Source organism: Kluyvera sp. 1366 (assembly GCF_054823405.1).
The window spans coordinates 403,046-426,314 of the sequence record NZ_JBTRDW010000001.1 but is presented as its reverse complement, the minus strand read 5'-3'; the positions used below and the strand labels follow the sequence as shown (position 1 = coordinate 426,314).

Sequence of the window (23,269 nt, the reverse complement as noted above, 5' to 3'; positions counted from 1 at the left end):
TGGCTGAATGGCTTTAAGCTTAGGGCGAAAAGCGCATTTTGCAGAGGGCTATGAGTTTGAATGTTGTAGCAAAAAGTAAGTTAAGCGGAATGTGCCGCCGCAAGTCGAAACGCATCAGACATTTTTTCCTGCTCACGTTGTGATAACCCCAAATGTCTGGCGACTATGCGCCATTGCGCAACAATGCTGCTGAATTTTTCAATGATAGTTTCGGCTTCAGGTGCCTTCAGCCGGAAATAGGGCGCAACTTCCCGCGCCAAATCGAGATCAAGCGCATTATCAGCTGCCGTCACATTTAATTTTAGGCCATCAGCATAGGGCACTGGATTGAGATCGAAGGCGGCAGATAACCGCCAGCCCTTGTCTGGAACCAGAATAAATCCATGATTACGCAGATGATCATCGCTGTTAGAAACCAGCATATTAAAGACTATCCGCGACCACAGCTCGCGTAAATCAGCATTGGTTTGGGAGCCATGACGAATCAATACTTCTGCCAGTTCGAGATAACTCACTCCGGTGGACGCATCTTCGCCATCAATATGGCCAGTCATGGTCATCGCGGAGGCAAAGTGCAGACGCTTTCCTTCGGGCGTGCGATCGAAACGGCGCACCATGAAACAGTGATAATCGCTGGCAAATTTTTTCGCCATCGCAGCGGCAACGTCAAGTTCACAAGCCGTGGCGAGAGCATTGACGACCATTTCCCATCCACCCACATCATATTCATCGCGGATGCTGGGGAACTTGGCGATAAATAGCTGACCTTCCTCATCAACCACACTGGCTTTGGGCCGTGCGCCACCCAGAGAACCGCCTGGAGCGATCAACATCCTGAGCCATTCATGTCCCTGAGCAGCACGGTTATCCGGATCACTTTCCAGCGCGCGACTTGCACGTTCAAGTGCTGCGATTTCAGTAAATGGGGGAGTCGCAATTTCCAATCTGTTATCAAGAAATTCCCCCTGATCCTCCAGCCGGTAACGCAAAGCACCCACGCGATACAGGTCATGAACCACCAGTAAAAAATCGGATTCAAACATGCGCGTGCCGGAAGGCAATAATCCGCCACGGATATCGCGTTCCAGGCGACGCTCCATCAATAAGCGTCCCCATCTGTCGGGGCTGGAATCGGCAAACACACCAAATCCAGCACGATTGTTGGCAGGATATTGTGGCCCTTCGAATAAGTGGATGCCGGGATCTAACTGGATCAACATCAAATCGGGATCGCTAAGCGCTTGCGGATCATACTGAAATTCAAAAGATTCACGCGCCCGGCTGCGGCGAATATGCAGATAACCGAGACGTTTTGGTTGCTTGAGTCCGTTCCAGTCGGCGTAGACGCTAATCATGGTCATTGTCGGGTCCTATTTTTTCTTCCCTGAAATTAGCAGTGAGGCGAGGCCGGCAGAGGTGACTGTCTGAGCGTTTTTTTGCTCAACTCCGCGCTCATTAGCCTCAGCTACCTGCGTGCTGTTCTCACCCTCATCAACCTTATACGCTGATTTAGCAGCAAATAATTTAGTCGTTGAGGTAAGACGTGCATCTTGCAGTTGGCGACCCAAAGTATCCTCAGCAGCCAGCAGATTGAGATCCTGTTCGAGTCCTAACACTTGCATCACAGCCAGATAGGCTCCGATAGTCACACCCGCGCTACCCGCTTCAAGCGAACGCAACGTCATCGGGGTCATTCCCGCGCGTTCCGCCACCTGTTTAGCCGTAAGTTTTCTTCTTTTACGAGCGAGTTTTAATCTCTCTCCAAAAGCGGCAAGCATTTCGTTCGTTTGAGGAAGAAGCAGAGAAGTTCGCTGTGCCATTGTGTCACTATTTTATCTTTAAATGGGTTTAATGGATAAAATATTAGCACTTTGTCGATCTGCATTCCATTTTTAATGATTAAAATAAAAACGAAAAAGTGCTAATAAATTATCATTTAATGAACCTAAAAGATAAAATATTAGCACTCCAATTTAAAACGCCGCCGATCGCCAGCCGCGCGCGTCATCATTGCCGGTGCGCACCGCCAGTGAATGCGCTGCACGTTGCGAACGCGCCATCACCTCTTTTTGATTGAGCTGGGTAAACTCCCCGGCTCGCAGCAGATAAGCGCCATCAACAAACACATCGCTGACCTCGTGGCCGAGCGCCGAGTAGACCAGCGATGAAACCGGATGATGGATCGGCGTCATCGCAGGATGCGAAGTATCAACGATCACCACATCGGCGCGTTTGCCGACTTCCAGCGAACCCACCAGATGTTCAAGTCCAATTGCCCGCGCACCGTCGATGGTGGCCATCTCCAGCACTTTTTCCGCCGTCATAATGGTGGGATCGCGGTGCACGCCTTTTTGCAGCAGCGCCGCCACTTTCATCGCCTGAAAAAGGTTGTGATTGTTGCTGCTGGCCGGGCCGTCTGAACCCAAACCAACGGTTAAGCCGGCAGCCAGCATATCCGGAATCGGCGGCACGCCGGAAGCGAGGTAGAGATTGCTGCAGGGATTGTGCGACACGCGCGTGTCATGGTGTTTGAGTGCGCGGATGTCGCGCGAATTGCACTGCACGCAATGCACCGCCAGCACATCCGGGCCAAGAAAGCCGATATCGCTGAGGAATTCGGTATCGCTGGCCTGAAAACGCAGCTTCGCCTGCTCGATCTCAAAATCGGTTTCCGCCACATGCGTAGTGATCAGCACGCCGGTTTCATCCGCCAGCTGGCGCGTGCCGCGCAGCACTTTCTCATCCAGCGCCCAAATCATGCTCGGTGCCAGACCGACTTTTACCCGGCCATCGACCTGGTGATAACGATCGATCACCGCGCGCGCATCGGCCAGCGCCTGTTCAGGCGTTTCGATCAGTTCAGCAGGAATGCCATGCTCAGCGCCGCTGGTGAGAAAACCGCGACACACATGACCGCGAATGCCGCTGACTTCAAAGGCCTCGATCACTTTGGCGGTTAATCCTGGACGCGGATGCGCGTACATAAAATCGACCAGCGACGTGACGCCCGAACGCAGTGATTCCATGCAGCCGTGCAGCGCGGCGGCGTAAACATCCTCTTCTGTCAACGCTACGGCGCTGGGTCCGGTCATGCAGGTGAACCACTTTTTCAGCACCATGTCATCGCCGAGACCTTTAAGCAGCGTCTGAAACAGATGCGTATGCGTGTTCACCATGCCCGGCATAATAATGCGTTCGCGGCAGTCGATAATTTCCGCTTCAGGATAGCGCTGCTGCAAAGCGTCGCGCGTGCCGATGGCGCGAATGGTCTTATCTTCAATCAGCAAACTGGCCTGTTCCAGAATCTCGCGTTGCGGATTCATAGTGATCATCCAGCCGTCAGCCAGCAGATAACTCATGAGGCGTTCTCCAGTTGCTGCTTTAATTCAGCGGCATTAACCACAAAACCAAAGCATTGCTGCACGTTATACAGCGTGGCATCGCGGCAATAAGCAGGCGAGGTGGTGGCGCTGCAATCTTCCAGCAGAAGGCAGTCGTAACCGCGAAAGTTGGCATCCTGTAAGGTGCAAAGCACGCACTGATCGACGTTAACACCGGCAAACAGCAGCGTGGTGACGTTGAGATTGCGCAGAATGCTGTCGAGTTCGCTGTCCTGAAAACCGGACATGCGGTATTTGTTGACGCGAATATCCCCGGCGTCCGGCGTCAGTTCGTCCACCACTTCCGCCGCCCAGCTGCCGGCCTGCAACACTGGCGCGCCGGAAACCGGCAGCGGATCGCCTAATCCCACGCCATCACCGTTCGGGTTATAGACGTGCAGCAGCGCGGGGCTGAGATTGAGTTTATCAGCGCGATTGCCCCAATTGAGCCAAATCACCGGCACCTGTGCAGCGCGCAGCGTCGGCAGCAAGGCTTGCAGCGGCGCAATTGGCGCGCGCGCAGGCGTGACATCGACGCCGATATGCCCGAGCCAGCCTTCGGCATGACAAAAGTCGTTCTGCATATCAATCACCAGGATAGCCGTGCGTTGCAGATCAAAAATCACTGAACGTTCATGCGATGTAAGCTGCACGCTGCGCGACACCTGCGCTGGACGCCGCGTATCAACCACTTGCGCTGAAACGCGCCACTGATTGTGTCGACTGCTGCCTAAAACGTTCTCCGGCATATCAGGCTCCCGTTAACACGCGGATATCTTCTGCATCGAGCGTGACAGGGTCACCGCTACGAATCAGTTCGGAAAAGCCTTCATTCGGCGTCATCACCGTCAGCGTATAGAGTTTGCTGCTGCCGGTATTACGAATGGCGTGATCGTTGCCCGGATGCAGCAGCAGGGAATCGCCTTTCCTTATCTCAAGTTCATCATCGTTACAGCGCGCCACGCCTTCGCCATGCAGTACATAAAAGAACTCGTGCGCGGTGGCGTGTTCATTCGGTGGCGTAGCACCGCCGACGTAGAAAATCTCCACCACGAAGATGTTCTCAATGCCGTCTAACGGTTTGTCGAACAAAATGGCGAAATAGTTGCTGCTATCCGGACTGATACGGAACGCCTTAACATCCGCAAGATTGTTGAAACGAAACGATTTCATAAGTTATTCCTTTCGATAAGGCTGCGTTAATGCGCCGGGTTGCAATGTGCGTCCCACCACGCCGGACATCGCCAGAATGGTGAGCAAGTAAGGCAGCGCCAGCAGCACCTGCGGCGGCAGCGTGTTCTCAAACAGCTGTAGCGAGAGTTGCAGGGCATCTGCAGCGCCAAAGATAAAAGCGGCGACCAGCGCTTTAAGCGGGCTCCAGCGTCCAAAGATGACAATCGCCAGCGCGATAAAACCTTGCCCGCTGACGATGTTGTCGCGGAACAGGCCGATCTGCGCCGTGACCAGATAGCTGCCGGCTAACCCAGCGCCCACGCAGGAGAACAGCACGCCCCACGTGCGAATCTTCAACACGTTGAGCCCGGCGGCATGTGCCGCGCGCGGGTTTTCGCCCACCGCACGCAGCGACAGGCCGAAGCGGGTGTGAAACAGACCAAAGTGCGCCAGCACCGCCAGCAGCAAAGTGAGATAGAGTGGCAGCGGCTGCTGGAACAGAATCGGGCCAATAAACGGCAGCGAAGAGAGCAGCGGCACATGCCAGGGTTCGAGCATTGGGATGGTAGGTGAGGATGCATTGCCCATCACCAGCGCGTAAATCCAGGTGGCTAATCCCGCTGCCAATATATTGAAGACGATGCCCACCACAATCTGGCTGGCATGGGCGCGCAGGTAGAGCGCCGCCAGCACGCAGCCAACCAGCAGTCCGCCGACGCCACCGGCGATAAAGCCCAGCGCGGTCGATCCGCTCTCAACCGCCGTCATGTAGCTGGAAAGCGCGCCCAGCAGAATAGTGCCTTCAATACCGATATTCAGTACGCCGGAGCGTTCGGCATAGATTTCACCGAGCGCCGCCAGTAACACCGGACCGGCAAGGCGCACTGCGGCGGCTAGCCAGCTGACGAAAAAGGCGGTATCGAGATTCATCCACAGATTCATGAGTGTTCCTCCGCCAGCTGGCTGCGCGACTTACGCCCGCCGGGCAGGTTGATGCGGTAATAGCGCAGCAGATCGCCCGCCAGAATCAGTAACACCACCAGACTTTGCAGAATCAGCACCACCGATGTGGGCAAGCCGGTTTGGCGCTGCATGGCGCTACCGCCCACTTCCAGCCCGCCGTAGAGAATGGCGGTCGGGATCACCAGCAGCGGATTGAGGCGTGCCAGCAAAGCCACCACCACGCCGATAAAGCCGACGCCGCCGGAAATGCCTTCCATCAGGCGATGTTGCACGCCTAATACCGCGCACAATCCCGCCAGCGCCGCCAATCCTCCGCCGAGCAGCACCGCGCCCATTTGGCGGCGATTGACATCCACGCCGCTGTAGCGCGCCGCGCGCGGATTCAGCCCGGCAATTTTGATTTCGAAACCGGCGGGTGTGGCACGCATCAGCCAGAAGACAAACAGCGTGGCGACTAGCGCGATGGCGATGCCCCAATGTGCGCGCATGCCGTTCATCACAAACGGCAGCCAGCTCTCCACCGGCAAACGTGGCGTCTGCGGCAGATCGCCCGGCGCGCGCATTGGGCCGGAAACCAGATACTGCACCATGAACAGCGCCACATAGTTGGCCATCAGCGAAATCAGCACATCGTTGCCGCCAAATTTTACCCGTAACGCGCCAACCCAACCGGCCCAAAGCGCGCCCGCAAGGAAGGCGGCAATCAGCACCATCGGCCAGTAGAGCAGTGCGGGAATCGCCCACGGAAAGCCCTGCGGCGTACCCGACAGCGCGATCCAGCTGGCCGCCGTGGCACCTAGCAGAAAACAGCCTTCAAAGCCGATATAACCGAGCCCGGCGCGCCACACCACGATGGTTGCCAGCGCGATCAGCATCAGCGGCGTGGATTGCACCAGGCTGAGACCGAAGCTGCGCAGCGAGCCAAAAGCGGCATCAAACAGGAAGCCATAAGCCGAGAGCGGACTGCCGCCAAACGGGATAAACAGCAAGCCGGCAATGATGAAAGCGGCAAGGATGCCGCAAAAACTGGTTAACACCAGCGCGCCGCTGGATTCGGCGGGCGCCAGACGTCGCTCAAGCAGCTTCTTCATGGTTGCCTCCGTTTTTTTTCAGGTGCGCGCCCGCCATCAGTTCGCCGAGGCGTTCTGGCGTGGCGTCGGCGACGTCCATTTCTCCGGCAATCTGGCCGCTGTACATCACCGCGATGCGATCGGAGAGATTGATGATCTCCTCCAGCTCGGCGGAGATCATCAGAATGGCGCATCCGCGATCGCGCGCCGCCATCAAACCCTGCCACACGCTCTCAATCGCGCCGACATCCAGCCCACGCGTGGGCTGTTCAACCACTAATAAGCAGGGATTGCTGGCGACTTCGCGCCCGAGAATCAACTTTTGCAGGTTACCGCCGGAGAGTTTTCCGGCTTCGAAATCGGCATCCGGCGTGCGTACCGCAAAGCGGGCGATGATGTCGCGCGCATGCTGGCTAATGCGCTGGCGATCCAGCAGCCAGCCGCCCGCGCGGGTAAAGGTGCGCTGGCGGCCAAGCATGGCGTTATCAGTAATCGATAAATCGGTCACCGAACCGACGCCACGCCGATCCGCCGGAATAAAACTGATGCCTTTATGGCGGCGCGTAGCGGGGGAATCGTCGCTGATGTCTTCGCCATTCAGCAGAATGCGGCCTGCTTCCAGTTCACGCAGGTTAAGGAGCGCTTCCGCCAGCTCCGATTGACCGTTGCCTTCCACACCGGCAATGCCGAGGATTTCGCCAGCGGCGACGTTGAGCGACACGCGCCAGATTTTCTGCTGGCCGCTGGCATCACGCACCGCAATGCTATCCACCTGCAACACGGTTTTGCCCGGCTGGCACGGCGTTTTTTCTACGCGCAGCACCACATCGCGCCCAACCATGCGGCGTGCCAGATCGCGCTCCGAGGTGTCTTTAATATCCACCGAATCCACCATTTTGCCGCCGCGCATCACCGAAACGTGATGGGCAATCGCCATGATTTCATACAGTTTGTGAGTGACAATCACTACCGAACGGCCTTCTGCGCACAGTGATTTCAGGGTAGCGAAGAGGCCGGCTTTCTCCTGCGGCGTCAGCACCGCCGTCGGTTCGTCGAGAATCAGCACCTGCGCATCACGGTACAACAGCTTGAGGATCTCCACACGTTGCTGCACGCCAATCGGCAAATGCTGCACTTTCGCCCAGGGATCGATCGCCAGCCCGTGTTTATCCGACAGCGCCTGCAAACGCGCCGCCGCCGCGCGCAGATCAAGTACGCCGCTAGCGCCTTCTTTCAATCCCAGCACCACGTTTTCCACCACGCTCATCGGCTGCACCAGCATGAATTCCTGATGCACCATGCCAATGCCGCAGGCGATAGCATCGCTGGGATCGCGAAAACGCTGCGCCTGGCCATCCACCTCAATGCTGCCTTCATCGGCCTGATACAGGCCGTAAAGGATTTGCATCAGCGTGCTTTTTCCCGCGCCGTTTTCCCCTAGCAGCGCGTGGATTTCGCCGGCTTTAATGCTGAGCGACACGTCATCATTGGCCACCACGCGCGCAAAGCGTTTGGTGATGTTTTTCAGCGCGACGCGGATATTTGCTATTGCTGTCATGATGGTTAAACCACTGGCTTCAGCGCGCCGCTATCAAGCTGCTGCCAGATCTGCTGGAAGCTAGCCCATGCGCTGGCACTCACCAGTTTGGCGTTGTAATGTTCGCTGCCATTGACCACCGACCAGGCTTTGCCAACGGTGGGATGCCATTCGTCGCCGCCTTTAAAGGTTTTATTCGCCACCGACTCGCCAACCTGTTCCACCATCCAGTCGAGGTTCTGGCGGAAGCTGCAGGCAACATAATCTGGCGCGACATCACGCTGATCGACATAGCAGCCGATAGCTTTGACTTTCGCCGCTGCCGCGCCTTGCATCGCGCCGAGGCCGGTGACGTCTGCGGCATGCCAAATCACATCCGCGCCGTTGCCAATCATGGTGGTGGCAGCTTCACGGCCTTTGGCGGCGTTGTCGTAATCGCCGGTCACCACGCCCATGCCTTTGATGCCCGGACGGGTTTTCTCAGCGGCCTGAATAAAGGCGCGCATCATTGCCTGCTGCGTGGGATTATCGCCGCCGCCCACAAAACCAACCGCTTTGCCTTTTGCGGAGATCAGCGCCGCCAGCGCACCGGCGGCATAGGCGCCTTGCAGATAGGCGAGGTTGACGTATTCCACGTTGTCCGGTGATTTTTCGCCTGGCTTGAAGGTGGAAGCGAAGAAGTAGGTATCAGGATATTCCGGCGCGATTTCGGCAAACGCCGAGCCGTATTCAAAGCTGTGGCCAATGATCAGCGTGTAACCGTCATCGGCGTAGCCACGTATGGTTTGATCCATCTGCGCCTGCGACACGCTTTCGCTGTGCGCCACGCTGAAACCGGCTTTTTGCAGGCTCTGCAATCCGGCATACGCCAGCGAACTCCAGCCGCCATCGGCAACCGAGCCGGGCAACAGCAGGGCGATTTTTATAGTGTTATTCGCCGCCATCGCTTTGCGCGACAACATCGGTGCCAGCGCGGGTAACAACAACGCGCCAGCCACTAACTTCGCAAACTTTCTGCGGGATACGTCTGCCATCATGTGTTCTCCTGGTGTGGTTTTGATGTATTAATCACCGGAAGAGCATTATCTTAAAAGCATCATTTTTAGCACTTACCGATGCCTAAAAGGCAACGCAGGGGGAATATGCTGCAACATCGTTTGTTTGTGTATATCGATCAGGTGGCGCGCAGCGGTTCGATTCGCAAAGCGGCTGAACGGCTGCACATCTCGGCGTCGGCGATTAATCGCCAGCTGATTGCGCTGGAAGAGGAGCTGGGCACGCCGCTGTTTCAGCGTTTGCCGCGCAAAATGATCCTTACCGCCGCCGGTGAAGCGCTGATTCATCATGTGCGGCAGAGCTTTAAAGAGATTGAAATCGCGCAGATGAAAATCGAAGAGCTGAAAGGGCTGCGGCGCGGCGAAGTGACGGTGGCGATGATGAGTGGATTAGCGGCGAACCTGATTCCGCGCGTGGCAGCGGAGTTTCGCCGCGCCAATCCGCGCGTGAAATTGCTGCTGCAACAACTCACCACCGGCGAGAACATCACTAACGCGGTGGCAAGTGGCGAGGCCGATTTGGGGATTGGTTTTGATTTCGACCTGCAGCCGGTGCATCGCAATATTGCCAGCGTGCCGGTGCGATTAGGCGCGGTAGTGGGCGCGGGGCATCCGCTGGCGGAGAAATCCAGTTTGCGTTTGAGTGATTGCTTGCCGTATCCGGTGGTGATTGCCGACAAATCGATGGTGATTCGGCCTTACCTAAATGAAGTGTTCGCGCGCGCCTCGAACAATATGCAGCCGGTTATTGAAACCAATTCGATCGAGGTGATGCGCCAGTCGGCGATGATGGATCAAACTCTCACGTTTCTCACGCCGATTGACATTGAATCTGACCAACGCAGCGGCCGGTTAATCTATATTCCGGTGCGCGAACTGGCGCAGCACACGCAAACGCTGATGTTGATCGGCCACGATCGCGGCACCAGCGCGATTGGTAGCGTGTTCGCCGAAACCATTAAAGGGATGATGTCGGAATTGCGTTAATCGTAGGGTGCGCATTAATGCGCACTTGGTCACCTTACATGGCGACCCTACGAGAATGCGGTGCGATCGGTCAGGAAATGAATATCGAAATCGTTCACTTCGCGTGCCAGCTTCAGCAGCGCATGTGCAGCACGATCGGTGGCAATCGCACCGCGCTCAGCATCCGCCGCTGCGGCGTTGCCGGTAGCACCAGACAGATGCAGATCCTGCGCCATCCAGCCAAAACCAATGCCGCCTTCCGGCGTTAAAATACCGCCGGTCGCTTCAAGCGCCACCGAAGTGGAAACGAAATCCGCGGCGTGCTGCATCCGCACCAGTTCAGGGTGCAAATGTAGCATCATGCTGGTTTCTGATTCACCGCCGTGAATGCCGTGATTAAGTTCATGCGCGCTGTAGAGATCCGATGCATCAATGGTACGGAACCAGCTGGCGCTGACGGCAAACATGCCCAGTTCGATGCGCAGCTGGCGACAGACGATCTCCATCAGCTGCGGCTGTCCGCCGTGCGAGTTCCAGAAAATCAGCTTGCGAATTCCGGCGCGCCAGGCGCTTTTCGCGACTTCGAACCACACTTTGCCTAACACGTCATACGGCAATGAAAGGGTGCCGGGATAGGCAAGATGTTCATCCGATTTACCCATCGGCAGCGCGGGCAGCACCAGCAACGGAAGATCGTCGGGCAATAATTCCACCGCGCGTTGAATAATGCCGGCGTTGATCGCCGCATCCACACGCACCGGCAGATGCGGGCCATGTTGTTCAACTGCGCCAATCGGCAGCACGGCGACGATATTCGCCATATCAAGTTCACTGAATTCCCGGGTTGAGAGATCCCACCACCAGGGCGAAGACGGTTTGAGCATTTTGACCTCCATTTTTAACCCCAACATAGCGAGTTAATAGTGCAATGGAAGCAACAAAATTCGCACTTAGCGTTGCTTTAAAGGCAATGTTCATAAGCAGGTCGCCATGAATGATCGGCGACCCAACAAGAGCGGCGTTACTTCTGATTTTTACTGGTGAATTCCTGATAATTTTCTTTGGTCACCGTCTGGTATGGCACCCAGTTGTAGGCTTCGGTCTTTTTACCGCTCAGCATGTCGTAAGCCACATCGACTGCACCGGTCGCCTGGCCTTTCGCATCCTGGAAGATCGTCACCGCCATTTTGCCGTTCTTAATAAACTGCAAACCATCCGGCGTGCCGTCGATGCCGGCGACTAACACATTGTTTTTCTTCAACTGATCGAGCGCCATAATCGCCCCGATCGCCATTTCATCGTTGTTCGCGATGATGGCGTTGATATCATTCCCATCCTGCAACCATGACAGGGTTTTATCGACCGCTTCGTTGCGCTGCCAGTTGGCGCTCTGTTTCTGGATCACTTTCAGGCCGGGATGATCCTTCACATAATCTTCAACCGCTTTGGTGCGCTGACGTGCTTCTTCGGTGGAGAGGGCGCCCATCAGAATGGCGATATTTCCTTTGTTATCAAGACGTTTGGCTAAGGCTTCGATCTCCATCTTGCCGCTTAACGCCGAATCTGAACCGACGTAAGCCATTTTGCCGGTCAGTTTCACTTCGGGTTTACGGTTCACGAAGATCAGCGGGATATTGGCTTTTTGCGCGGCGGCGATCACCGGCATTACGCCTTGCGTATCCACCGGGTTGATGATGATCGCGTCTGCGCCCTGATTGATGAAATCATCCACCTGCTGGATTTGCAGAGATACATCGCCTTTAGCATCGGCAAACTGGCTGTTAAGCCCTTTGTCTTTAAGCTGCTTTTCCATCTGGCTTCGTAAAATGGAAACAAAATTGAGATCGAGATTAGCCAGAGCGACGCCAACCATGTAGGTTTTCGCCTGGGCAGTGAACACACTGAGCAAACCGCAGATAAGCATTAGTACTTTGAATAATTTCATTTTTTATCTCTGTAGGGGAGGTTTCAATTATTTTGCATCCGGGTGCAAAATCAACGGGATGAGTCCCGCTGATTGACATCATGTTCAGACGGACAACGCGATGTGCTGCATTCACTCTCTGGCACGGTTGAAAATTAGTCAACGCAGCAAAAAGCGATTTCATCACCACGATCACAAAATCATCACGATTTGCACCCGAGTGCATTACAAAAATGCAACCGGGTGCAAAGTTTTTCAAAGTCGCCTCTTGTTTACCTGAGGAATCGCTTTATGCTCACTTTTTGCCAGCTAATTTGCGGAAGGGAGGCGATGACGAGAACAGTGAAAAAAGCCACGGCCAGCGATGTGGCGCTTCTTGCCGGCGTATCGAAATGGACGGTATCGCGCGCGTTTATGCCCGGCGCTTCAATCTCTGAGAAGGCGCGCGAGAAGGTGATGCGCATCGCTAAAGAGCTGGGATATCGGCCAAATTTGCTGGCGCGTAGTCTGGTAAAGAAGAAAACGCATATTATTGGCGTAGTAATCGACGAGCTGAAAAATCCGCATACGCTGATGATTCTCAATGAAGCTACGCAGCAGCTACAACGTCGGGGCTATATGGCGTTGATCCTCAACATCACCGACGGCGAGCCGTATCGATCGGTAATGACGCAGGCGGATCAATTGCAGATCGACGGCATTTTGTTTCTCGGTACGGTGTTATCGGCACAGCTGATTACGCTGGTGGAGGATATGTACAACATTCCGCTGGTGCAGCTGTGCCGCAATACGCATGCGCAGGGCATCGATGTGGTGGCGATTGATGGTTATGCCGCCGGCAAGCAGATCGCCGAGCTGTTGCTGGCGCAGGGCGCGCAACGGTTTGGTTTTATGCAAGGTCCGGATACACCAACGTCACATCTGCTGCGCAAAGAGGGATTTGAAGCGACGCTGCAACAAGCAGGCTGTCAAATTGATGTGCTGCTTAAAGCCGGCAGCTACGATCGTGCACGCAGCTGGCAAGCGATGAGCGATTATCTGCATCAACCGGATGCGCCCGCAATTGATGCGCTGTTCTGTGAAAACGATGTGCTGGCGCTCGGCGCGATGGAAGCGATGCGCGCCGCCCCGACCAGGTCAAGGATTGCGGTGGTGGGATTCGATGATATTGAAGAAGCCAGCGCGCCAGGCTGCCAACTCACCACCTTTAGCCAACGTATTGATCTGCTGATCGCCGAAGCGTTAAACCGATTGATTGATGGTCGAAAGGGTGCGGATGAGCATTGGCGGCGGGGTGAAATGCGAGTACGGCGTTCGCATTTGAGGTCGCCATAAATGACGACCCACGACGTAAAATCACTGTTCTATGCTAGTCAGCAACGCATTTTGAATAATTCTTTGCGCTTTTAGCGGGTTTTGCTCACGCTGCGCTTCCTGCAACGCGGCGATATCCAGCTTATCCAGCGCGCGATAGATATGTTTGAGGAAGCGAATCGACAGATTGGCGGCTTCAACATGATCTTCACGGAACGGGAATTGATCAAGCTGCCACACGCCGTCCCAGTTATTGATCTTCAGAACATAGAAGAACTCAAAAATCTCGGTCATGTGCACGGTACCGACCACCAAATCGTCATCCCAGCCGCGCAGGTTGTCGTTGACGTCCATACCAAACAGACGACCACGATCGATAATCAGCTGGGCGGAATCCGCTGGGGATTCACCGGCAAACAGTGCATGACCAAAATCGAGCAGCACGCCAACGTTATCCAGTCCAATATCCTCAATGCCAAGCAGCGTACGCGCAGCTGAATCCCAGGTCATTTTCACGCGTGGTTCACGCGGTTTGTATTCGATAGCAAATTTGACGTCTGGATTGGCGCTCGCCAGTTCGCGCATACCCTCTACGGCCATCTTCCACAGGTTTTTATGATCGACCTGGAACGGATAATCCCAGCCATCCTGACCCGGCCAGACTTTCACGTAGTTAGCCCCCAGCTCACGCACTACGGTGGCGGCTTCGTGCATTAAATCAAACGCCTGTTGGCGAATGGCGGCATCGGGATTGGTGAAAGCACCGCGTGAAAAGCGGCGCAGATAAATTTCTGGCGTCACGCCAATGGCTTTCAATCCGGCATCGGCGAGCGCTTGTTTAACCTGCGCTACGGTCACGCCTTCGGTGAAGGGATAGGGCACATCAACATAGGAAAGGTCCTCGACGCTGCCAGCGAGTTTAATCTGATCAAGGGTGCTAAGCGCTGGCCCGTAACCATCTACGGCGTAGCGATCGATATAGTTGGCGAAGTGCCACAAGCCGGCACCGAATTTCGGATACGTGTAGGAACTCATTAGACCTTCTCCTCAGATGATTACACTGTTGAATATATATTCATGTATGGTTATATATTCCATTCTGCGCCTCGGCGTGCGCAGTTAACCAGCAATCATTGACGGAAATGCAACCGCAATCACACAATATTCGATGCCATGCCCCTTTGTTCAAACCGGTTTGCTGTGATATCCCATCCGGCTTAACCGGCTGAATAACTCTTTATTATTGGCGCAGTTGAGCTTGCGAATAATACTCTGCCGATGATGGCTGATGGTTTTACAACTGAGATGCAGTTTGTATCCAATATCGGTGAGATTGCTGGTTTGCCCCAGCATGCGCAATAAGCCGAACTCCCGCGCTGAAAGGGTTTGCTTGGTGCGGCGAACACCCGCCTCAAATTCTGTAGCCAACGGTAAACCTAATACAGCATCAGAAAGCGCTTTCAGACTGCACTTTTTAGAGAGAAAAGTAACATCTGGCAGCAAACTGACCACATAGCTTATGACCGCTTTCTCATGCAAATCGGTTAGCACGATAATCCGCGTGTCTGGCGAAGTCCGTTGGACTGTCAGCAATAATTCGGTAAAGAATTGCACATCGCGGCCATAAGCGGTTAATTCACTGATGAGCAAATCCGTTCCGGCGATCTTACTCAGCGCTGAGTCAATATCGTCACTATCTATATTTTTTACATGAATAAATTTCCCGGAAAAATAACGCGAAATCCCTTCAGTAATCCATTTGTTATTGTCTATCAGCGTTAATGACAACATAGTTATCCCCATCTTTATTATGCTGGCATTAAAGCGCGATCCCGGTGCTATGAATATCGGACTGGGGAAGGGAGGTTTGTACGAAATTTCCCAAATTCGCGATTACAGATTTAAACGCATGTCAGTGTTGTTGAGATATAACCGCTGGGTGAACGTATGGCCGCGTTGGGTGTTAGCCTTGCATCGGGCTTGCCGCTGGAAAAAATGTGCAACAAAAATAAGAACATGAAGCGATGCACAGCCAGGAAAGGCAGCGAGTGGTGTATCAGCCTGGCGCGTTTCATTTGCTGTTGAGGAAAATAGCCGACATAGTTAACTGGCGCAGCAGCTGGATATTTCTGAAGCGTCACCGTATGCGACGATGCTGGTGTAGGCTCTTCATAAAGTGGAGGAATGATGGAATTAGAAACAACCCGACTGCGGCTGGAACCCTTTGAGCTGGCGCATTTTGGCGGACTGCGAGCGATGGAAAGCGATCCGGAAATTATGCGTTACATCAGCAATGGCGTAGTTAAAACGCCAGAAGAAACCCTGACGAGTATCGAACGCGTTCAATCGCGCTGGCAGCAATATGGTTTTTCCTAGTGGGCGATGCGTGAAAAAGAGTCTGGCGAAATCGTCGGTGCTTGCTGTCTGCAGCATTTAGCCAATCAGGATGGTGCGCCATTGGAAATTGGCTGGCGTCTCAATGCCAATTATCACGGCAAAGGTTTTGCCACCGAAGCCGCACAGGCGATAGTTAAGTTTGCGGTAGAAAAGGTTGGCGTTAAATATTTGGTTGCGGTGGCCGATCCTGAGAATGCCGCTTCGCAAAAGGTGATGCAGCGGCTTGGCATGACCTACAAAGCGATTGAGCAACACTACGATGTGCCTTGCGTGGTGTATGAGCTTCATCTTTAGGCATTCGTGAACAAGTGCTATCAACATTTTATGTCATATTCCAATTCTTCTTATTTTACAGGATTGGAATATGAAAGAGCACGATATTGGTTTTAGCCACATAGCACTGCAAGTGAGAGATATAGAACGCAGCATCGATTTCTATCAACGTTACGCAGGGATGCAGGTGATCCATGAGCGGGCACCAGGCATTGCAGAAGCGCAAAAAGTCGCATGGCTTTCTGATTTAACGCGTCCATTTGCGTTGGTGTTGGTGCAATCTCAAACCACAGTGGATACGCCTCTGGGTCCGTTTGGTCATTTAGGCGTTGCGTGTGACAGTAAAGAAGAGATTGATGCCAGGGTTGCTCAGGCTGAATGCGAAGGTGTGTTACGCCGCCAAGCGCAACAATCAGCCGCTCCCGTCGGTTATTGGGCATTCTTCGCCGATCCCGATGGCAACACGCTTGAACTTTCATATGGCCAACAGATTGGCCTTGAGATTATTACCAGCCGCCTTAACGCGGGTGTTTAACCTAAAACGTCACTTGAAAGGGTGACGGTTGATATCGGGTTTAGACGTGGCTAGAGTGCGTGATGAGACACCTCATTTAACATAATCATGATTATGCGCACTTAGATTGATGAGGCAATTGAGCAGATATCAGGAATATTTGAGGGATAAACAACGTCGTCTGTATTTCGGAGTTCATTAAGATCCCACCAATGATAACTATTGATGACTGATTTTTCATTTTCAGTCCATCCGCTGGTACTGATATCTTCATCGCCTATTTTAATAAAATTAAATCGCTCATGTGCCAGAACCACCTCACCGCTGGGCAGAGTCATTTCAAAGGTTCTCTCCGTTAACACCTGTCCTACATCATTAACATAAATGCCTGTTTCTTCTCTAAGTTCCCGAATGGCTGCCTGCTCAAAAGTCTCTTCTGATTCCACGCCTCCAACGGGAGTTGCCCAGTATACTTTACCTGCCAGCGCATCCTTCTCATGCCTGAACTTGAATAATAAGACCTGATTGAGGGAGTTCATAATAAGCAAACGCGCAGAATCACGGGTACGCAATGGATAATTCCTTTTTCATTTTCAATGCAGGTCAGCATAACTGATTTTGAGGATAAAAATAAAATAGAGCCAAAGTTAAATCATATGTTATTACAGAATATTGGACATCTCAGGTTTGCAAGTTTCAACACCCGAAGGTGAGAGCGTAGTTTTCAACGTACATAGTCCTGCCATGATCATGGCTGACAACGCTGCTTCGCTCTTGGCTTTTGCTCTTGGAGGGGCTGGCGTTGCCCTCTTACCTGCCTGGCTTGTGCAGGAAGAGTTGCGCCTGGGGAATTTGATCCAACTACTGCCAGATCATCATTTTCCCCGTCAAGGAATTTATGCGCTTTACCCCAACACGCGCCATGTACCTGAAAAAGTACGAGCGTTCATCGATTTTTTACAGAGCAGAGTTGGAAGCCCCCAATAAAACTGATGTGAGGGAGCATCAAACGACTCAATGACCATGCACCGTTAATCCCACCAACCGAACCACAATCGGGCGCACTACCAGTATGCAAACAAAAGCTGCGGGCATCGCAACTTGATATGCATTCATCACATTTTCCATATAATGCGGCCCGATGCCAAATTCGGCGAAGGTAATGACCAGGCTCATCAGAAACGCCATGATTGTCGCCATATACAGCGCGAAGATGTAAGGTGAAACGTGCTTTGGCAGGCGTAGACGAGCACTACTTTTCTCGGTTGCTATTGTCATAGCGTGATCCTTTTCAGTAAGTTTAAGCAAAACAGCCGCTAACCTATCAAGTGAATCAGGATGCGAGTAGAACGCTTCTGCTTTAATCATTATTAAGTAAAAGTAACGAATCACGCATTGAGGGATCTATGGATTTACTGGGGTTGATCAACACTTTTATTCGCGTAGTTGAGAACGGCAGCATTGCCGCCGCCGCGCGGGCGAAAGGAATGAGTCCAGCGGCGGTAAGCCAAAGTGTTGCGCGTCTGGAGACACATTTGGGTGTGCGGCTGCTTTCACGCACTACCCGAAGCATGACGTTAACCGAAAGCGGTAAACGCTATTTCGAAAAAGTCCGACACATTCCCCATGATATTGACCTTGCCTCGCAGGCCGCAGCGATTGAAACCAAACCGCAGGGTTCGCTTTGCATCGCCACCACGGCGGCATTTGGCAGACACGTTCTCGCCCCACTGATGCCTGCCTTTAAACAAACTTACCCCGATATTGATATCGAACTGATCAGTACCGATCGCAATGTTGACCACCGCCTGGAAGGCGTTGACGTCAGTATTCGTATTGAGGCGCAACTGAGTGTTCAATTGATCGCCCGCAAAATTGCCTCATTACCCTTTATCTTCTGCGCGGCACCCTCTTATCTGGCGCGTGCGGGCATCCCTAAAACGCCTGAAGATCTGAGCCAGCACGCCTGTTTGGTTTTCCGCTATCCAACCGACGGACGCTTTCTTCCGTGGACGTTTATGGTCAATGGCCAGCCGGTGAATGCAAAGCTCAACCCAGAATTCATCAGCGATGATATTGATATCATCGCGAAAATTGCCGAAAACGGCGGTGGAATTGCCCGGCTGGCGAGTTTTATTGCTCAGCCGTTGCTCGAGAGTGGCCAACTCATACCTTTGTTCCACTTAGATCAAGGTGAGAAAAGCGACATTGTGGCTTCACCGATGAATATTTATGCCTGCGTCAACGAGCGTTCGGCGCTGAATGCAAAGGTAAGAGCGTTTATTGGGTTTCTGGAACAACAGCTCGCCGAAAGCGTTGATTAACTCCATAATATTGGGTGTTAAAGTCATTTTTGGACGTTAAGCCACAATATGCTGGATTTAACTCTTAGCAAACCCGAAGAAATCGTCAAGCTGTTGAGCGGATGAAGCAGGCGGATGTCGCGGCCAGAGCGGGAATTGGCGTAAATACGGTTTCTAATCTGGAAGCGGGTCGTAACGTCGGCTTTGAAAACCTGGTGAAAGTGGCGATGGTGCTCGGTCGGGTTAACGAGCTGGAAGCGCTGTTCGCCCCTCTGAAAGGTCCCCGGTTGCGGAGAGATTAAACGCGCTCACCTGTTAGCGCTCGGGCAACAGGAAACTGAACTCACGCCAGCGCAGGCAGGCGATATCATCGATAATTACTGTTCGGTTGCAACTGGCTTTGCCCGCAAAGCGGCCGATATGTTCCCAGAGCAAATCACTGCGGAAACGCTGCGCTTTCTCCAGGCGCGCATTGACGAAAACATCAAAAACCTGGCGAAATAGATAGCCGCTGCGGCCCCGGAAAAGCGCCGTTTTCTCGGGCCATTCAGCGCCCTAACCTGCTTTTATTACTCCCGCTCATAAACCCATTTAGTGATTACGGATAATGCTTTCGCAGATGCCGACTATGCTTACCCTTCTAAAACCATACAAAAATAAGTTGTACCCCAACATTTAACCCTTTTACTGGAGGTTTGGCATGAGCAGCCAACACTTAACAACACCTGTGCCGTCAATGGTGCCGATCAGCTTCAAAGTCAACGGTATACAGCAGCAATTAAACGTTGATACCCGCACCACGCTGCTGGATGCATTGCGTGAGCATCTGCATTTGACCGGCACCAAAAAAGGCTGCGATCACGGCCAATGTGGTGCCTGTACGGTGATGGTCAACGGACGTCGCATCAACGCGTGCCTGACCTTAGCGGTAATGCAGCAGGATGCAGAAATCACCACCATTGAAGGTTTGGGAAATCCGGATGAGCTTCATCCCTTGCAGGCGGCGTTCATCAAACATGATGGTTACCAGTGCGGCTACTGCACGCCTGGGCAAATATGTTCATCGATGGCGGTGCTGGAAGAGATCAAAGCGGGCATTCCCAGCCACGTCACACACGATCTGGTTTCCGCGCCCAACGTGACTGCGGATGAAATCCGTGAGCGTATGAGTGGCAATATTTGTCGCTGCGGTGCCTATTCCAACATTCTTGCGGCGATTGAAGAGTACGCGGAGGGCCTGGAATCATGAAAGCCTTCACTTACCAGCGGGTCAAAACCCCGGCTGAAGCCGCTACCAGCGCCCAGCAACATACCAATGCCAAATTCATCGCCGGCGGCACCAATCTGCTCGATCTGATGAAGCTGGAGATTGAGACGCCCGCGCATCTTATTGATGTGAATGGGCTTGAGCTGGACAAAATCGAGGCCACAGCCGATGGCGGATTACGCATCGGCGCGTTGGTGCGTAACACCGATCTGGCGGCCGATGCGCGTATTCGCCGCGATTATGGCGTGCTGTCGCGCGCGTTAGTGGCTGGCGCTTCCGGCCAGCTACGTAATCAGGCAACCACCGCAGGGAATCTGCTGCAGCGCACGCGTTGCCCCTACTTCTATGACACCAACCAACCGTGCAACAAGCGCTTACCCGGCAGCGGCTGCGCGGCGCTGGATGGCTTCAGTCGCCAGCATGCGGTGGTCGGAACCAGCCAGGCCTGTATCGCCACCCATCCGAGCGATATGGCAGTGGCGATGCGTTTGCTGGATGCGGTAGTGGAAACGGTCAGCCCGGATGGCCGTGAGCGCAAAATCCCGATTGCTGAATTTTATCGTGCGCCTGGCAATACGCCGCATCTGGAAACCGTGCTCACTCCTGGCGAGCTGATTGTGGCCGTTTCACTGCCGGCTCCGCTGGGCGGCACACACATTTACCGCAAGGTGCGCGACCGCGCGTCCTACGCTTTTGCGTTGGTCTCTGTTGCCGCCATCATTCAGCCGGATAAATCTGGTCGTGTGGCGCTCGGTGGCGTAGCACATCAGCCGTGGCGGTTGGAAGAGGCGGATAAGGCGGTGATTCAGGGCGCGCAGGCGGTGAGCGATCGGCTGTTCGCCACGGCGCAACCTACCGCTGAAAACGAGTTCAAGATCATTCTGGCGCAGCGAACGCTCGCTTCCGTATTGGCCGAAGCGAGGGGATAACTGATGAAATTCGAAAAATCCGCAGGCAATAACCCAATTGATCAGCTCAAGGTAGTTGGTCAGCCACTCAATCGCATCGACGGACCGCTGAAAACCTCCGGCCTGGCGCATTACGCCTACGAATGGCATCACGAAGCGCCCGATGCGGCGTACGGCTATGTGGTCGGCGCGCCAATCGCCAAAGGAAAAATCACCGCCATTGATGTGCAGGCAGCGCAAAATGCGCCGGGCGTGTTAGCGGTGGTGACGGCTAATAACGCGGGAAAACTGGGCAAAGGCGATAAAAATACCGCTCGCCTGTTGGCCGGCGACACCATCGAACACTATCACCAGGCCGTGGCACTGGTCGTGGCGGAGACGTTTGAGCAGGCGCGTGCTGCGGCCAGTTTAGTGAAGGTGGATTATCAGCGTGAGCGCGGCGCTTATGATCTCGCGCAGCAAAAGCCGGGCGTTACCTCCGCGCCCGAAGATACGCCAGATAAGTCCGTGGGTGATTTCGCCGGTGCGTTTGCTGCAGCTGACGTTAAGCTGGATGCGCACTACACCACGCCGGACCAAAGCCACACCGCGATGGAACCGCACGCCTCGATGGCGACGTGGCAAGGCGATAAACTCACCGTCTGGACCTCGAATCAGATGATTGACTGGTGCCGCACCGATCTGGCCGCCACGCTCAACATGCCGATGGAGAAGATCCGCATCGTGTCGCCTTATATTGGCGGCGGCTTTGGCGGCAAGCTGTTCCTGCGCAGCGATGCAGTGTTAGCTGCGCTGGGTGCGCGCGCGGTTAAGCGTCCGGTCAAAGTGATGCTGCCTCGGCCATTGATCGCCAATAACACCACACATCGACCGGCCACCATTCAGCACATTCGCATTGGCACCGATAAAGCCGGCAAGATTCAGGCCATCGCGCATGAAAGCTGGTCGGGGAACCTGCCGGGAGGCACACCTGAAACCGCCGTGCAGCAAACGGAACTGCTTTACGCCGGTGCTAACCGCTTTACCGGATTACGACTGGCGACGCTGGATCTGCCCGAAGGTAACGCCATGCGCGCACCGGGTGAAGCGCCTGGACTCATGGCGCTTGAAATTGCCATTGATGAAATAGCGGAAAAAGTGGGCATTGATCCGATCGCCTTCCGCATCCTCAATGACACGCAGGTCGATCCGGCCAAACCCGAGCGCCCTTTCTCACGCCGCCAGCTGGTTGAGTGCCTGAATACCGGCGCCGAGCGCTTTGGCTGGTCACGACGCAACGCCAAACCGGCAATGGTCAAAGAGGGACGCTGGCTGGTCGGCATGGGTGTTGCGGCCGGTTTTCGTAACAACATGGTGGCGCCTTCCGGTGCGCGTGTGCATCTCGACAATAAAGGCATCATCACCGTTGAAACCGACATGACCGACATCGGCACCGGCAGCTATACCATCCTCGCGCAAACGGCGGCGGAGATGATGGGCGTGCCGATTGAGCGTGTGGCGGTTCGTTTAGGCGATTCAGACTTCCCGGTTTCTGCCGGTTCCGGCGGCCAATGGGGCGCGAACACCTCAACATCCGGCGTTTACGCCGCCTGCGTGAAATTGCGTGAAGCGGTCGCCAGCAAACTGGGCTTTGATGCGCAACGCGCTACCTTCAGCGACGGTCAGGTGCATGACGGAAACCAGAGCGTGCCGCTCGCCCAGGCCGCCGCTGAAGCGACTATCACCGTGGAAGACACCATTGAGTTTGGCGATCTTGACGAGCAATATCAGCAATCCACTTTCGCCGGACACTTCATTGAAGTCGGCGTGGACGTCGCTACCGGTGAAGTGCGCGTGCGGCGCATGCTGGCGGTTTGTGCCGCCGGACGCATTCTCAATCCCAAAACGGCGCGCAGTCAGGTGATTGGTGCCATGACGATGGGACTTGGCGGCGCGTTGATGGAGGAACTGTTCGTCGATGAACGCCTCGGTTATTTCGTCAACCACGATATGGCGGGCTATGAAGTGCCGGTTCACGCCGATATCCCGCAGCAGGAGGTGATTTTCCTTGATGACACCGATCCCATCTCCTCACCGATGAAAGCAAAGGGCGTGGGTGAACTGGGCTTGTGCGGCGTCAGCGCGGCAATCGTCAATGCCATTTACAACGCCACCGGCGTACGCGTGCGTGACTATCCGGTGACGCTGGATAAGTTACTCAAAGGCTTGCCTGCCCTTGTCTAAAG

General features: G+C 54.2%; 23 protein-coding genes and 3 pseudogenes. 10 read left to right on the top strand and 16 right to left on the bottom strand.

Annotated features, from left to right (window positions below; genetic code table 11):
* Positions 1–80 precede the first annotated feature (80 nt).
* The 9 genes from ACVLVH_RS02025 to ACVLVH_RS01985 all read right to left on the bottom strand — a co-directional run bounded on the left by ACVLVH_RS02025 (position 81) and on the right by ACVLVH_RS01985 (position 9,160).
* A complete protein-coding gene (locus ACVLVH_RS02025; protein ID WP_498948566.1) occupies positions 81–1,361 on the bottom strand; it encodes a type II toxin-antitoxin system HipA family toxin in 1,281 nt (426 codons plus the stop codon).
* A 9-nt stretch (positions 1,362–1,370) separates the two neighbouring features.
* Entirely contained in the window at positions 1,371–1,820 is a 450-nt protein-coding gene (locus ACVLVH_RS02020) for a helix-turn-helix domain-containing protein (RefSeq protein WP_110866917.1), read from the bottom strand.
* Positions 1,821–1,973: 153 nt separating this feature from the next.
* Positions 1,974–3,359, bottom strand: a complete 1,386-nt coding sequence (locus ACVLVH_RS02015; protein ID WP_354466539.1) for an amidohydrolase family protein — start codon at positions 3,357–3,359, stop codon at positions 1,974–1,976.
* Positions 3,356–4,129, bottom strand: a complete 774-nt coding sequence (locus tag ACVLVH_RS02010) for a cysteine hydrolase family protein (RefSeq protein ID WP_498948564.1) — start codon at positions 4,127–4,129, stop codon at positions 3,356–3,358. The genes ACVLVH_RS02015 and ACVLVH_RS02010 overlap by 4 nt, the downstream gene beginning before the upstream one ends.
* A gap of 1 nt (position 4,130) precedes the next feature.
* Complete coding sequence (locus ACVLVH_RS02005; RefSeq protein ID WP_498948562.1) at positions 4,131–4,553, bottom strand: cupin domain-containing protein; 423 nt, start codon at positions 4,551–4,553, stop codon at positions 4,131–4,133.
* A gap of 3 nt (positions 4,554–4,556) precedes the next feature.
* The gene (locus ACVLVH_RS02000) at positions 4,557–5,495 is read right to left on the bottom strand and encodes an ABC transporter permease (RefSeq protein WP_210080321.1); all 939 of its coding nucleotides are present in this window, start codon (positions 5,493–5,495) and stop codon (positions 4,557–4,559) included.
* Positions 5,492–6,607 (bottom strand): ABC transporter permease, encoded by a 1,116-nt coding sequence (locus tag ACVLVH_RS01995; protein WP_462063049.1) that lies wholly within the window; start codon positions 6,605–6,607, stop codon positions 5,492–5,494. The genes ACVLVH_RS02000 and ACVLVH_RS01995 overlap by 4 nt, the downstream gene beginning before the upstream one ends.
* The gene (locus tag ACVLVH_RS01990; protein WP_498948560.1) at positions 6,591–8,144 is read right to left on the bottom strand and encodes an ABC transporter ATP-binding protein; all 1,554 of its coding nucleotides are present in this window, start codon (positions 8,142–8,144) and stop codon (positions 6,591–6,593) included. The genes ACVLVH_RS01995 and ACVLVH_RS01990 overlap by 17 nt, the downstream gene beginning before the upstream one ends.
* A 5-nt stretch (positions 8,145–8,149) precedes the next feature.
* Positions 8,150–9,160, bottom strand: coding sequence for a BMP family protein (locus tag ACVLVH_RS01985; protein WP_271460416.1), 1,011 nt, complete (start codon positions 9,158–9,160; stop codon positions 8,150–8,152).
* A gap of 105 nt (positions 9,161–9,265) precedes the next feature.
* Between ACVLVH_RS01985 and ACVLVH_RS01980 the strand changes: the two genes are divergently transcribed.
* The gene (locus ACVLVH_RS01980; RefSeq protein WP_498948558.1) at positions 9,266–10,165 is read left to right on the top strand and encodes a LysR family transcriptional regulator; all 900 of its coding nucleotides are present in this window, start codon (positions 9,266–9,268) and stop codon (positions 10,163–10,165) included.
* 47 nt (positions 10,166–10,212) lie between these two features.
* On the opposite strand, the gene ACVLVH_RS01975 is transcribed toward ACVLVH_RS01980, so the two are convergent.
* From ACVLVH_RS01975 to ACVLVH_RS01965, 3 genes are all read right to left on the bottom strand, one after another.
* Positions 10,213–11,028: a creatininase family protein gene (locus tag ACVLVH_RS01975; protein WP_192234887.1), complete on the bottom strand. Its 816-nt coding sequence runs from the start codon at positions 11,026–11,028 to the stop codon at positions 10,213–10,215.
* A gap of 137 nt (positions 11,029–11,165) precedes the next feature.
* A complete protein-coding gene (locus ACVLVH_RS01970) occupies positions 11,166–12,089 on the bottom strand; it encodes a substrate-binding domain-containing protein (RefSeq protein ID WP_498948556.1) in 924 nt (307 codons plus the stop codon).
* A complete protein-coding gene (locus ACVLVH_RS01965; protein ID WP_498948764.1) occupies positions 11,995–12,327 on the bottom strand; it encodes a hypothetical protein in 333 nt (110 codons plus the stop codon). Before ACVLVH_RS01965 ends, ACVLVH_RS01970 begins: the two co-directional genes overlap by 95 nt.
* Positions 12,328–12,398: 71 nt before the next feature.
* Here ACVLVH_RS01965 and ACVLVH_RS01960 point away from each other — a divergent pair, with 71 nt between their 5' ends.
* Positions 12,399–13,403, top strand: coding sequence for a LacI family DNA-binding transcriptional regulator (locus tag ACVLVH_RS01960; RefSeq protein WP_498948555.1), 1,005 nt, complete (start codon positions 12,399–12,401; stop codon positions 13,401–13,403).
* A gap of 21 nt (positions 13,404–13,424) precedes the next feature.
* On the opposite strand, the gene ACVLVH_RS01955 is transcribed toward ACVLVH_RS01960, so the two are convergent.
* Positions 13,425–14,417: a sugar phosphate isomerase/epimerase family protein gene (locus ACVLVH_RS01955; RefSeq protein ID WP_101761489.1), complete on the bottom strand. Its 993-nt coding sequence runs from the start codon at positions 14,415–14,417 to the stop codon at positions 13,425–13,427.
* A gap of 150 nt (positions 14,418–14,567) precedes the next feature.
* On the bottom strand, positions 14,568–15,173 hold the full coding sequence (locus ACVLVH_RS01950) for a helix-turn-helix transcriptional regulator (RefSeq protein ID WP_498948554.1): 606 nt from the start codon (positions 15,171–15,173) through the stop codon (positions 14,568–14,570).
* A gap of 393 nt (positions 15,174–15,566) precedes the next feature.
* Here ACVLVH_RS01950 and ACVLVH_RS01945 point away from each other — a divergent pair.
* Positions 15,567–16,073: pseudogene (locus ACVLVH_RS01945) on the top strand (GNAT family N-acetyltransferase).
* 70 nt (positions 16,074–16,143) lie between these two features.
* Positions 16,144–16,587, top strand: coding sequence for a VOC family protein (locus tag ACVLVH_RS01940; RefSeq protein ID WP_498948552.1), 444 nt, complete (start codon positions 16,144–16,146; stop codon positions 16,585–16,587).
* Between the two features lie 101 nt (positions 16,588–16,688).
* Here ACVLVH_RS01940 and ACVLVH_RS01935 read toward each other — a convergent pair whose 3' ends face one another.
* Positions 16,689–17,138: an NUDIX hydrolase gene (locus ACVLVH_RS01935; protein ID WP_192412981.1), complete on the bottom strand. Its 450-nt coding sequence runs from the start codon at positions 17,136–17,138 to the stop codon at positions 16,689–16,691.
* Between the two features lie 82 nt (positions 17,139–17,220).
* Between ACVLVH_RS01935 and ACVLVH_RS01930 the strand changes: the two are divergent.
* Positions 17,221–17,553: pseudogene (locus ACVLVH_RS01930) on the top strand (LysR substrate-binding domain-containing protein); the annotation flags it as partial.
* Between the two features lie 27 nt (positions 17,554–17,580).
* Here the strand turns inward: ACVLVH_RS01930 and ACVLVH_RS01925 are convergent.
* On the bottom strand, positions 17,581–17,844 hold the full coding sequence (locus ACVLVH_RS01925) for a DUF2798 domain-containing protein (protein WP_192412983.1): 264 nt from the start codon (positions 17,842–17,844) through the stop codon (positions 17,581–17,583).
* A 128-nt stretch (positions 17,845–17,972) separates the two neighbouring features.
* On the opposite strand from ACVLVH_RS01925, the gene ACVLVH_RS01920 reads away from it, so the two are divergent.
* The 5 genes and pseudogenes from ACVLVH_RS01920 to paoC all read left to right on the top strand — a co-directional run bounded on the left by ACVLVH_RS01920 (position 17,973) and on the right by paoC (position 23,267).
* Positions 17,973–18,890, top strand: coding sequence for a LysR family transcriptional regulator (locus ACVLVH_RS01920; RefSeq protein ID WP_192412985.1), 918 nt, complete (start codon positions 17,973–17,975; stop codon positions 18,888–18,890).
* A gap of 48 nt (positions 18,891–18,938) precedes the next feature.
* Positions 18,939–19,141 (top strand): annotated as a pseudogene (locus ACVLVH_RS01915) (helix-turn-helix domain-containing protein); the annotation flags it as partial.
* A gap of 428 nt (positions 19,142–19,569) precedes the next feature.
* On the top strand, positions 19,570–20,118 hold the full coding sequence (gene paoA / locus ACVLVH_RS01910) for an aldehyde dehydrogenase iron-sulfur subunit PaoA (protein WP_110866898.1): 549 nt from the start codon (positions 19,570–19,572) through the stop codon (positions 20,116–20,118).
* The gene (locus ACVLVH_RS01905) at positions 20,115–21,065 is read left to right on the top strand and encodes an FAD binding domain-containing protein (RefSeq protein WP_309837600.1); all 951 of its coding nucleotides are present in this window, start codon (positions 20,115–20,117) and stop codon (positions 21,063–21,065) included. The genes paoA and ACVLVH_RS01905 overlap by 4 nt, the downstream gene beginning before the upstream one ends.
* Positions 21,066–21,068: 3 nt before the next feature.
* Positions 21,069–23,267: an aldehyde oxidoreductase molybdenum-binding subunit PaoC gene (paoC, locus tag ACVLVH_RS01900; protein WP_192412991.1), complete on the top strand. Its 2,199-nt coding sequence runs from the start codon at positions 21,069–21,071 to the stop codon at positions 23,265–23,267.
* Positions 23,268–23,269: the final 2 nt, after the last annotated feature.